Consider the following 12625-nt stretch of genomic DNA (forward strand, 5'->3'; position numbering starts at 1 on the left):
GACGCTGGCGAGGTGGCGCGCAAGGGGGCATTATCCTTTTCGCAACCACAATAAAGCGACTGCAGCATGACCCGAGCAGCGAGAATCACCGATCCTTCCTACGAGCTGATGGACGATCACAACGGTCTGTCCATCATCTATCGCCAACACGGCTTCCCGTGCCCGTTGGTGCGCTGGCATTTCCACAAGGAATACGAGCTGCACCTGATCGTTGCCAGCTCCGGCAAGGTGTTTATCGGCGACTACATCGGCAACTTCTACCCGGAAAGCCTGTTCCTCACCGGCCCCAACCTGCCCCATAACTGGATCAGCCAGGTGGCCGAGGACGAAGTGGTGCCCAAGCGCGACATGCTGGTGAACTTCACCGACGAGCTGTTCGACGGCGGCAGCCATGTCTTTGCCGAGCTCAAGACCCTGGCGCCACTGCTGGAACGGGCGCAATACGGCATCGAATTTCGCTGCAAGAAGACCATCGCACAGGCCATGACCCTGATGCAGCGCATCGAGGACGCCCAGGGCATGGCGCGCCTGGGGCACTTCTTCATCCTGATGGAAGTGCTGAGTGCCTGCGAGGACTACCAGCTGCTCTCCGGCGTGACCACGCCGCAATTGGCGGACGAACACAGCATCGACCGCACCAACCGCGCGGTGGACTACATTTTTGCCCACTACGCGCGGGAGCTGTCCCTGGAAGAGGTGGCCGAATACCTCGGCATGAAACCCACCTATTTCTCCCGCGTGTTCAAACAAGCCACCGGCCGCACCTTCATCGAATTCGTCAACCGCCTGCGTATCAGCAAGTCCTGCGAGCTGCTGGCCGATGGTGACAAAGCCGTGACCGATGTGTGCTTCGAGTCAGGCTTCAACAACATCTCCAATTTCAACCGCCGCTTCCAGCAGCTCAAGGGCATGACCCCCTCGCACTACCGGCGCCTGGCGGTGCAGCGGTTAACCGAGCAGAACCTGGCCTGAAAACGCGCGTTCCTGTGGGAACCCGCTTGTGTGGGAGCGGGCTTGCTCGCGAATGCAGTGTGTCAGGCAGCGCAAATGTCGGCTGATTCACCGCCTTCGCGAGCAAGCCCGCTCCCACATTTGCATCGCGCTCACGCAGGAAGGCGATCGCTCCCAGCGAATCGTTTCAGCAATTTTCCGCTGCAGTGCAAAAAAGTATCAGTAAAAGTGCTCCCAAGGATTTGTCAGCACGTCAATTGAAGGCTGTAATCAACGCACACTCTTCCAGCTGTCGTGGAAGACACAACAACAATAACTGTCCTTCTGCAGCCCCTGGGCGCAGAAATGGAGTGCGCGATGAAGTTCACAGCCAAAGCTCTGCTTGCCTGCACCTGCATGACCCTCAGCGCCGTCAGTCTTGGCGCGCAAACCCTGACCATTGCCACCGTCAACAACAGCGACATGATCCGCATGCAAAAGCTCTCGAAAACCTTCGAGACCGGGCATCCGGAGATCAAGCTGAACTGGGTGGTACTCGAAGAAAACGTCCTGCGCCAACGCCTCACCACCGACATCGCCACCCAGGGCGGACAGTTCGACGTGTTGACCATCGGCATGTACGAAGCTGCACTCTGGGGCGCCAAAGGCTGGCTGGAACCGATGAAGGACCTGCCTGCTTCCTACGATCTGGACGACGTTTTCCCGTCCGTGCGTGACGGCCTTTCCGTCAAGGGCTCGCTGTACGCCCTGCCGTTCTACGCCGAAAGCTCCATCACCTACTACCGCACCGACCTGTTCAAGGACGCCGGGCTGACCATGCCCGAGCACCCGACCTGGACCCAGATCGGCGAATTCGCCGCCAAACTCACCAACAAGGACAAAGAGCAGTACGGCCTGTGCCTGCGGGGCAAGGCTGGTTGGGGCGAGAACATGGCGCTGATCACCACCCTGGCCAACGGCTACGGTGCACGCTGGTTCGATGAGAAGTGGCAACCGGAATTCAACGGGCCAGAGTGGAAAGACGCACTGAACTTCTACGTCGACAACATGAAGAAATCCGGCCCGCCGGGCGCTTCCAGCAACGGTTTCAACGAAAACCTGGCGCTGTTCAACAGCGGCAAGTGCGCGATCTGGGTCGACGCCAGCGTCGCCGGCTCGTTCGTGACCGACAAGACCCAAAGCAAAGTGGCTGACCACGTCGGCTTCACCTTCGCACCGCACGAGAAGACCGACAAAGGTACTTCGTGGCTGTACTCCTGGTCCCTGGGGATTCCAACCAGTTCCAAAGCCAAGGACGCTGCCAAGGTGTTCACCACCTGGGCCACTTCCAAGGAATACAGCCAGTTGGTCGCCAAGACCGACGGGATTGCCAACGTACCGCCAGGCACCCGCAAATCGACCTACAGCGACGAATACATGAAGGCCGCGCCGTTTGCCAAGGTGACGCTGGAATCGCTGAAAGTCGCCGACCCGAAAGACCCGTCGGCCAAGCCGGTGCCGTATGTGGGCATCCAGCTGGTGACCATTCCTGAATTCCAGGCGATTGGTACCCAGGTCGGCAAGTTCTTCTCCAGCGCACTGACCGGTGGCTCCACTGCCGAAAAAGCCCTGGCGGATGCACAGACCTTCACCGAACGCGAAATGAAGCGGGCCGGTTATCCCAAGTAAAGCGGGCACACCACCGTAAATGCTTTATGTGGGAGGCTCTTGGTGGGAGCTGGCTTGCCTGCGATGCAGACACCTCGGTCTGTCAGTTAAACCGGGGGATGCCATCGCAGGCAAGCCAGCTCCCACACAAGCCAGCTCCCACATTGACCGCGCTTCGACTCTCGCTCTGCATGTACCTGACTGGTCCTGATCACCATGAATACCACCACTGCCCAAGTGCAAACCGCTACGCCGGACAAGCCGCGTAAAAGCCGCCTGATCAACCCCGGCTGGTTCCTCGTCAGCCCCTCGGTGGCCTTGTTGCTGCTGTGGATGATCGTGCCGCTGGGCATGACCCTGTACTTCTCGCTGATTCGCTACAACCTGCTCTACCCCGGCGAAAACCAATTCGTGGGGCTGGAGAACTTCACCTACTTCATCACCGACTCGGGCTTCCTGCCCGGCGCCACCAACACCCTGTTGCTGGTGGGCAGCGTATTGCTGATCAGCGTGGTGTTTGGCGTATTGATCAGCGCCCTGCTGGAAGCCAGCGAGTTCTTCGGTCGCGGCCTGGTGCGGGTGTTGCTGATTTCACCGTTCTTCATCATGCCCACCGTCGGTGCGCTGATCTGGAAGAACCTGATTTTCCATCCGGTGTCGGGGATCCTCGCCTACGTGTGGAAGCTGTTCGGCGCCCAGCCGGTGGACTGGCTGGCCCATTACCCGTTGCTGTCGATCATTATCATCGTGTCCTGGCAGTGGCTGCCCTTCGCGATCCTGCTGCTGATGACCGCCATGCAGTCCCTCGACCAGGAACAGAAGGAAGCCGCCCGCCTCGACGGTGCCGGCGCCATCGCGATCTTCTGGCACCTGACCCTGCCGCACCTGGCACGTCCGATTGCCGTGGTGGTGATGATCGAAACGATCTTCCTGCTCTCGGTGTTCGCCGAAATCTTCACCACCACCAACGGTGGCCCCGGCTACGCCTCGACCAACCTCGCCTACCTGATCTACAACCAGGCGCTGGTGCAGTTCGACGTGGGCATGGCCTCGGCCGGCGGCTTGATTGCCGTGGTCATCGCCAATATCGCGGCGATCATCCTGGTGCGGATGATCGGCAAAAACCTGACTGACAAGCCTTGAGGGCCGCGCCATGACGCTTCAACAATCCCGCCGCCTGCAAAGCGTACTGCTCGGCACCCTGGCCTGGGCCATCGCGATCCTGATTTTCTTCCCGATCTTCTGGATGGTGTTGACCAGCTTCAAGACCGAAATCGACGCGTTCGCCACGCCGCCGCAGTTCATCTTCACGCCGACGCTGGAGAACTACCTGCACATCAACGAGCGCAGCAACTACTTCAGCTACGCCTGGAACTCGGTACTGATTTCCTTCAGCGCCACCGCCCTGTGCCTGCTGATCTCGGTACCGGCCGCCTACTCCATGGCGTTCTACGAGACCAAGCGCACCAAGGGCACGCTGCTGTGGATGCTCTCCACCAAGATGCTGCCGCCGGTGGGCGTACTGATGCCGATCTACCTGCTGGCCAAGAGCTTCGGCCTGCTGGATACGCGCATTGCGCTGATCATCATCTACACCCTGATCAACCTGCCGATCGTGGTCTGGATGGTTTACACCTACTTCAAGGACATCCCCAAGGACATCCTCGAAGCCGCCCGCCTGGACGGCGCCACCCTGTGGCAGGAAATGGTCCGGGTGCTGCTGCCGATCGCCAAGGGCGGCCTGGCTTCCACGGTGCTGCTGTCGCTGATCCTGTGCTGGAACGAGGCGTTCTGGTCGCTGAACCTGACCTCGTCCAATGCCGCGCCGCTCACCGCGCTGATCGCCTCCTACTCCAGCCCCGAAGGCTTGTTCTGGGCCAAATTGTCTGCCGTGTCGACCCTGGCCTGTGCGCCGATCCTGATCTTTGGCTGGATCAGCCAGAAACAGCTGGTCCGCGGTTTGTCCTTCGGCGCCGTGAAGTAACGGCTCCTTCAAAAATATTTAGAAGCGGAGGCCCATCATGGCCAACCTGAAAATCAAGAATCTGCAAAAAGGCTTCGAAGGCTTCTCCATCATCAAGGGCATCGACCTTGAGGTGAACGACAAGGAATTCGTGGTGTTCGTCGGCCCGTCGGGCTGCGGCAAATCCACCCTGCTGCGCCTGATTGCCGGCCTGGAAGAAGTCACCGAAGGCACCATCGAGCTGGATGGCCGCGACATCACCGAGGTCACCCCGGCCAAGCGCGACCTGGCGATGGTGTTCCAGACCTACGCCCTGTACCCGCACATGAGCGTGCGCAAGAACATGTCGTTTGCCCTGGACCTGGCCGGCGTCGACAAGAAGATTGTCGAGAGCAAGGTCAACGAAGCAGCACGTATCCTGGAGCTGGGCCCTTTGCTTGAGCGCAAGCCAAAGCAGTTGTCCGGCGGCCAGCGCCAGCGTGTCGCCATTGGCCGTGCGATTGTGCGTAACCCGAAGATCTTCCTGTTCGACGAACCCCTGTCCAACCTCGATGCCGCCCTGCGCGTGCAGATGCGCCTGGAGCTGTCGCGCCTGCATAAAGAGCTGCAAGCCACGATGATCTACGTGACCCACGACCAGGTTGAAGCCATGACCCTGGCCGACAAGGTTGTCGTACTCAACAGCGGCCGCGTGGAACAGGTGGGCTCGCCGCTGGAGCTGTATCACCAGCCGGCCAACCTGTTTGTCGCAGGCTTTTTGGGCACGCCGAAAATGGGTTTCCTCAAGGGCAAGGTCACTCGCGTTGACCCACAGAGCTGCGAAGTCGAACTGGACGCCGGCGGCCGCATCAGCCTGCCCCTGAGCAGCGCAACCTTGAGCGTCGGCAGCGCCGTGACCCTGGGCATTCGCCCGGAGCACCTGGAAATCGCCGCGCCAGGGCAAGCCACCCTGACCGTCACCGCCGACGTCGGCGAGCGCCTCGGCAGCGACACCTTCTGCCATGTGATTACCGCCAGCAAGGAGCCGTTGACCCTGCGGATCCGTGGCGACATGGCCAGCCAGTATGGCGAGACCCTGCAGCTGTACCTGGACCCGACCCAATGCCATCTGTTCGACGCTGAGGGTGTTGCCGTGGCCCGCCCACTGCGCGCCGCCGCCTGATTTCGCGAGAATTTCCCGATGAAACTGAACAAGCAAAACCTCACGCAACTGGCGCCCGAAGTGCAACTGCCGGCCTATGCGATTGCCAATACCAGCCAGGGCATCGCGCACATCGGCGTTGGCGGGTTTCACCGCGCCCACCAGGCGTATTACACCGATGCCTTGATGAATACCGGCGTGGGCCTGGACTGGAGCATTTGCGGCGTGGGCCTGCGGGCTGAAGACCGCAAGGCGCGGGACGACCTGGCCGGCCAGGACTACCTGTTCACCCTGTATGAACTGGGCGACACCGACGACACCGAAGTGCGCGTGATCGGCTCCATCAGCGACATGCTGCTGGCCGAAGACGGCGCCCAGGCGTTGATCGACAAGCTGGCCAGCCCGCAGATTCGCATCGTCTCGCTGACCATCACCGAAGGCGGCTACTGCATCGACGACAGCAACGGCGAGTTCATGGCCCACCTGCCGCAGATCCAGCATGACCTGGCCAACCCGGGCTCGCCGAAAACCGTGTTCGGGTTTATCTGCGCGGCGTTGACCCAGCGCCGGGCCGCCGGGGTGCCGGCATTTACCGTGATGTCCTGCGATAACCTGCCCCACAACGGCGCCGTGACTCGCAAGGCGTTGCTGGCCTTCGCCGCGCTGCATGACGCTGGCCTGCACGAGTGGATCAAGGCCAACGTGAGCTTCCCGAATGCGATGGTCGACCGCATCACGCCAATGACCAGCACCGCGCACCGCCTGCAACTGCATGACGATCACGGCATCGACGACGCCTGGCCGGTGGTCTGCGAGCCGTTTGTGCAATGGGTGCTGGAAGACAAGTTCGTCAACGGCCGCCCCGCGTGGGAGACGGTGGGCGTGCAGTTCACCGATGACGTGACACCGTATGAAGAGATGAAGATCGGCCTGCTCAACGGCAGCCACCTGGCATTGACGTACCTGGGCTTCCTGAAGGGCTATCGCTTCGTCCACGAGACCATGAACGACCCGTTGTTCGTGGCCTACATGCGCGCCTACATGGACCTGGACGTCACGCCCAACCTGGCGCCGGTACCGGGTATCGACCTGACCGAATACAAGCAGACCCTGGTGGACCGCTTTTCCAACCAGGCGATTGCCGACCAGCTGGAGCGCGTGTGTTCCGATGGTTCGTCGAAGTTTCCCAAGTTCACCGTACCGACCATCAACCGCCTGATTGCCGATGGTCGCGAGACTGAACGTGCCGCGCTGGTGGTGGCGGCCTGGGCGCTGTACTTGAAAGGCGTGGATGAGAATGGGGTGATCTACCGCATTCCAGACCCTCGCGCCGAGTTTTGCCAGGGGCTGGTCACGGAAGATGCGTTGATCAGCAAGCGACTGCTGGGGGTGGAAGAGATTTTTGGTACGGCTATTCCCAACTCGCCCGAGTTTGTGGCAGCGTTTGAGCGGTGCTTCGAGAGCCTGCAGGATGTGGGTGTGAGCAAAACGCTGGAGCGGCTGCTCGCCAATCTCAACTGACGGAACCGAATCAAACTGTGGGAGCTGGCTTGCCTGCGATAGCGGTGTATCAGTTACACCATTACCGACTGAACAGGCGCCATCGCAGGCAAGCCAGCTCCCACATTGATCGCATTCCACATCCCTAATGTGCTGAGCGACCTACCATGACCCAGCAAAACCTCTACCTCGGCATCGACTGCGGCACCCAGGGCACCAAGGCCATCGTGCTGGACGCCAGCAGCGGCAAAGTCCTGGGCCTGGGCGCCGCCAGCCACACGCTGATCAGCGGTGCCAATGGCCGCCGCGAACAGCACACCCAGGAGTGGCTGGACGCGTTTACCGAAGCCACTCACCGCGCCTTGCAACAGGCCGGGGTGGACGGCCAGGATATCCTCGCCATCGGCGTTTCCGGCCAGCAACACGGCCTGGTGTTGCTGGATGACCAAGGCCAGGTGCTGCGCCCCGCCAAGCTGTGGTGCGACACCGAAACCGCGCCGGAAAATGATCGCCTGCTGCAACACCTGGGCGGTGAAAGCGGCTCCCTGGAGCGCCTCGGCGTGGCCATCGCGCCGGGCTACACCGTGTCCAAGCTGCTGTGGACCCGCGAACAGCACCCGGAGGTGTTCGCGCGCATCGCGCATATCCTGCTGCCCCACGACTACCTCAACTACTGGCTCACCGGCCGCGCCTGCGCCGAATACGGCGATGCCTCCGGCACCGGCTATTTCAACGTGCGCACCCGTGAATGGGACCTGGCACTGTTGCGCCACATCGATCCCGACGGGCGCCTGGAAGCTGCGCTGCCCGAGTTGATCGAGGCCAACCAGCCAGTGGGCACCCTCCTGCCAGCCATCGCCGAGCGCCTGGGCATCAACCCGAACGCCCGGGTGTCCAGCGGCGGCGGCGACAACATGATGGGCGCTATCGGCACCGGCAATATCGCCCCCGGCGTGATCACCATGAGCCTGGGTTCATCCGGTACCGTGTATGCCTTTGCCGATCAGGCCAATGTCAGCCCGCAGGCGTCGGTGGCGACTTTCTGTTCATCCAGCGGCGGCTGGCTGCCGTTGATCTGCACCATGAACCTGACCAACGCCACCGGGGTCATCCGCGAGCTGTTCGACCTGGACCTGGCCGCGTTCAACGGGTTGGTGGCCCAGGCACCGATCGGCGCAGACGGCGTGAGCATGCTGCCGTTCCTCAATGGCGAGCGGGTGCCCGCCCTGCCCCACGCCACCGGCAGCCTGCACGGCCTGACGATGACCAATCTGACCCGCGCCAACCTGTGCCGCGCCGTGGTCGAAGGCACTACCTTCGGCTTGCGCTATGGCCTGGACCTGCTGCGCCAGACCGGCCTGCAAAGCCAGAGTATCCGCCTGATCGGTGGCGGCTCGAAAAGCCCGGTGTGGCGGCAGATGGTCGCGGATATCATGAACACCGAAGTGGTCTGCACCGAACAAAGCGAAGCCGCAGCCCTGGGTGCGGCAATCCAGGCCGCGTGGTGCCAGTCCGGTGAAAGCCTGGCGCAGTTGTGCCAGCGCTGCGTGAGCGTCGACGCAGCCAGCCGCACACTGCCGGATGCCGGCAGCGTGAGCGCCTACCAGCAGGCTTATGAGCGTTATCAACAGCACGTGGCATCCCTTTAAGAGCGAACGAATATGTATTTGGTATGTGGCGAAGCGCTGTTTGATTTTTTCAGCGAGGACGATGCCAGCGGCAAGGCATCCAGGGTCAATTACAAGGCGATTGCCGGCGGCTCGCCGTTCAACGTCGCGGTAGGCTTGCGTCGACTGGGAATCGACGCGGGCTTTTTCGCCGGGATCTCCGACGACTACCTGGGCCGACGCCTGTTGCAGGTGCTCAAGGACGAAGGCGTGGGCGAGGATTACCTCGTGGAATTCTCAGCGCCCACCACCCTGGCAATGGTCGCAGTGGGTGCCAATGGCTCACCGCAATACAGCTTTCGCGGTGAAGGTTGCGCCGACCGCCAGTTGCAACTTGAGCATCTACCGGCGTTGGGCGACGAAGTGCGTGGCGTACACATCGGCTCGTTCTCACTGGTGGTGCAGCCGATTGCCGACACGTTGCTGGCCCTGGTACGCCGGGAAAGCGGCAAGCGCCTGATCAGCCTCGACCCCAACGTACGCCTGAACCCGGAGCCGAACATCGAGCTGTGGCGCGCCCGTGTGGCCGAGCTGGTCAAGCATGCCGACCTGATCAAGGTCAGTGACGAAGACCTGCACCTGCTCTACCCCGGCCAAACCCCGGAAAGCGTCCTGCAAGGCTGGTTGCAGCACCGTTGCCAGCTGGTGTTCCTGACCCGCGGCGGCGACGGCGCCACGGTGTTCAGCCGCCAGCACGGCAGCTGGTCGGCGCCAGCGGTCAAGGTGGTCATGGCGGACACGGTTGGTGCTGGCGATACCTTCCAGGCCGCGTTGATTGCCTGGCTGACCGAGCAGCAACTGGACTCGGTGGAGGGCCTGCAACAGCTGTCCCGCGATCAGATTAGCAGCATGCTCACCTTCGCTATCCGCGCTGCGGCACTCACCTGCAGCAAGACCGGGCCGGACCTGCCCTATCGTCGTCAGTTGGACTGAAAAAACACGGTAGAAATCAATATGTCACTATGTAAGCCACGTATCACGTGGCTTACAGCCCTGCGGTTATCTGTCCGAAAATCCTGCATTGTGTAAAAAACTGTACTAGACCCAAGAAACATGTGCAGTTTCTATAACAAAAACAGGGCAGATCCATGCGCAATAAACGGACTTTTCAGTCTCGCGCCGTGTTGGCTGTCGGCATCCTCTCACTGCATTACCTGGCCCCCCAACAAGTCCTGGCGGCTTGCGTGCTCACCCCGGGTCCTGGCAACGATGCCTACACCTGCGACAGCGGGAGCAGTCCGACTGGGCTTACGGACCTTGCCGGCAATAACACCCTGACCCTGCCCGCAGGCGGCACGGGCACCATCAACGGCAATATCACTTTCGGCGCCGGCACTGATTTCGTCGACATCAATTCCGGGCGCATTGTCGGGAGTATCACCCAGGGCGACGGTGCCGATCGCTTCCAGATCAGCGCCGGCACCGTGACCGGTGCGGTTTCCCAGGGCAACGGCATCGATGATTTCGTGATGAGCGGCGGGCAGATCCAGTCCCTGGCCCAGGGCGATGGCCGCGACACGTTCCTGATGACCGGCGGCACCATCGTCGGCGCCTTCGAGGATGGCGACGTGGCCCGGCAAACCGCAGGCACCATCGGCCGGGTCGACATGAAGCTCGACAACAACATCTACGACATGTCCGGCGGGTCGATCCTCGGCAACCTGGTGACCGGCTTCGGCACGGATACCATCATCGTCTCCGGCGGCAGCATCGGCGGCAATATCAGCACCAGTGGCGGCAACGACAGCATTACCGTCAGTGGCGGCGTGATCAACGGCGAGATCCGCGCCAGTGTCGGCAACGACACACTCAACTGGCTCAATGGCGGCCAGATCAAGTCCGCGGTGCTGATGGGCGATGGCGATGACACCGCACTGCTCAGCGGCCTCGACGAAAACCTGCTCGGCACGACGCCTTCGATTGACGGCGGCCTGGGCAACGACCAACTGACCTTCGACAACACCACTTCCAGCACAGCCGCGCGCTATATCGGCTGGGAAACGGTCAACCTCAACAACAATGCGCGTTTCGACCTGGCCGGCGACTTTTTCCTCGGCGACAGTGCCAGCAATACCGGCACCTTCAACATCGATGGCAGCAGCACCCTGGGCGTGACGCAAGGCAGTATCCGCCCCTACACCGCAGGCGCACTGGCCACCCTGAATAATGCCGGCACCATCGACATGACCAGCCGCAGCAACAGCGCCACCGATACGTTGACGGTGTACGGCAACTACGTCGGCAACAATGGGCAGCTTTGGTTGCAAACCGTGCTGGGCGACGAGAACTCGGCCACCGACAAACTGGTAGTGTCTGACGGGACCATCAGCGGGCACACACAAATGACCGTGAGCAATCTCGGCGGCCTGGGCGGTCTCACACAAAACAGCGGGATCGAAGTGGTGCAAGCCCTCAACGGCGCCACCAGCAGCACCGATGCATTTGCCCTGAAAGGCTCGGTATCCGCCGGAGCTTATGAGTATCTGCTGTTCAAAGGGGGTGTCACTGCCGGCACGGAAAATAACTGGTACTTGCGTTCGTCGGTGGTCGCCGTGCAGCCACCGGTGGTGCCACCTGTCCCGCCGACGCCACCGGTGGTGGTTCCCGTGCCGCCGATTCCGCCAGTGCCGCCCGTGGTCGCGCCGGATGAACCGCCCGTGGAGCCACCGACCTCGCAACCCGTCGCCCCGGTCGAGCCCCCTGCTCCACCGCCCAGCCAGGTCGCGGCTGCCACCTCGCCGGAGTCGGCAGCGAGCAACCCGGTGTTGCCTGCCGCCATCGCCGGGGCCGAGCCGATTCCGTTGTATCGCCTGGAGGTGCCGGTGTACTCGGTGGTCGTCCCGGCCGCGCAGTTGATGACCCTGCAAGCCCTCGGCACCTTCCATGACCGCCAGGGCGAACAAAGCCTGCTCAGCGAGACCGGACCGGTTCCGGCGGGCTGGGGCCGTGCCTATGGCAGTGACTTCAACAAGAGCTGGTCGGGTACGGTATCGCCGAGCTTCGACGGTTCCATCAAGGGCTATCAAGTGGGCCATGACCTCTACGCCTCCGAGACCAGCGGCGGACAGCTCCAGCGTTTCGGCCTGTTCATCGGCCAAAGCCGCCTGCAAGGTGACATCAAGGGCTTTTCAATGGGCTTCCAGGACAACCGCTCCGGGCGGATCAAGCTGGATGGCGATAACTTCGGCGCCTACTGGACCCTCACCGATCCCAAGGGCTGGTACGTTGACCTGGTGGCCATGGGCACGCGCTTCGACGGTGACAGCAAGTCCGACCGTGACGTGAAGATCGACAACAAGGGCCACGCCCTGGCCCTCTCGGCGGAAGCCGGCTACCCGATTACCGTCTCCGAACACTGGGTGGTGGAACCCCAGGTGCAGGTGATCAACCAGCAGATTGACATGGACCACCAGAATGACGGCATCTCCAAGGTTTCATTCGACTCCCAGGACTACTGGACCGGCCGCCTCGGTGCACGCCTGAAGGGGCGTTACCTGGTGCAGAACACCCCGATCGAACCGTATTTGCGAGCCAACGCCTGGCGCACCTTCGGTGGCAGTGACACGGTGACCTACGACGACGTGGACCGGATTAAAACCGATCACAAGTCATCCACTGCCGACCTCGGTGTGGGCGTTGTCGCCAAGTTGTCGTCCACCGTCAGCGTGTACCTGGCGGCGGACTACAACACCCAACTGGACAGCAACACGCTGGAGGGTTTCAGCGGTAACGCCGGGGTACGCATGAGCTGGTAGG

The 12625-nt window shown here is 61.9% G+C and carries 9 protein-coding genes; all 9 read left to right on the forward strand.

The genetic code is table 11. From position 1 onward, the window contains the following. Positions 1–66: 66 nt before the first annotated feature. Positions 67–972, forward strand: a complete 906-nt coding sequence (locus QF039_RS13820; RefSeq protein WP_003215319.1) for an AraC family transcriptional regulator — start codon at positions 67–69, stop codon at positions 970–972. Positions 973–1308: 336 nt separating this feature from the next. Continuing rightward, positions 1309–2619 (forward strand): sugar ABC transporter substrate-binding protein, encoded by a 1311-nt coding sequence (locus QF039_RS13825; RefSeq protein WP_307518869.1) that lies wholly within the window; start codon positions 1309–1311, stop codon positions 2617–2619. 195 nt (positions 2620–2814) lie between these two features. Further along, positions 2815–3741: a carbohydrate ABC transporter permease gene (locus QF039_RS13830; RefSeq protein WP_003215314.1), complete on the forward strand. Its 927-nt coding sequence runs from the start codon at positions 2815–2817 to the stop codon at positions 3739–3741. Positions 3742–3751: 10 nt separating this feature from the next. Continuing rightward, a complete protein-coding gene (locus QF039_RS13835; protein WP_003215312.1) occupies positions 3752–4582 on the forward strand; it encodes a carbohydrate ABC transporter permease in 831 nt (276 codons plus the stop codon). Between the two features lie 37 nt (positions 4583–4619). Beyond that, positions 4620–5723 (forward strand): ABC transporter ATP-binding protein, encoded by a 1104-nt coding sequence (locus QF039_RS13840; RefSeq protein ID WP_003215310.1) that lies wholly within the window; start codon positions 4620–4622, stop codon positions 5721–5723. A gap of 18 nt (positions 5724–5741) precedes the next feature. Next, positions 5742–7223: a mannitol dehydrogenase family protein gene (locus QF039_RS13845; RefSeq protein ID WP_177009419.1), complete on the forward strand. Its 1482-nt coding sequence runs from the start codon at positions 5742–5744 to the stop codon at positions 7221–7223. Between the two features lie 146 nt (positions 7224–7369). Further along, the gene (xylB, locus tag QF039_RS13850) at positions 7370–8851 is read left to right on the forward strand and encodes a xylulokinase (RefSeq protein WP_307518873.1); all 1482 of its coding nucleotides are present in this window, start codon (positions 7370–7372) and stop codon (positions 8849–8851) included. A 12-nt stretch (positions 8852–8863) separates the two neighbouring features. Further along, positions 8864–9802 carry a carbohydrate kinase gene (locus QF039_RS13855; protein ID WP_307518876.1) on the forward strand — a complete coding sequence of 313 codons (939 nt, stop codon included), beginning with the start codon at positions 8864–8866 and terminating at the stop codon, positions 9800–9802. 155 nt (positions 9803–9957) lie between these two features. Then, positions 9958–12624, forward strand: a complete 2667-nt coding sequence (locus QF039_RS13860; protein ID WP_307518878.1) for an autotransporter outer membrane beta-barrel domain-containing protein — start codon at positions 9958–9960, stop codon at positions 12622–12624. Position 12625: the final 1 nt, after the last annotated feature.

Source organism: Pseudomonas sp. W2I6 (assembly GCF_030815935.1).
Classification (GTDB): domain Bacteria; phylum Pseudomonadota; class Gammaproteobacteria; order Pseudomonadales; family Pseudomonadaceae; genus Aquipseudomonas.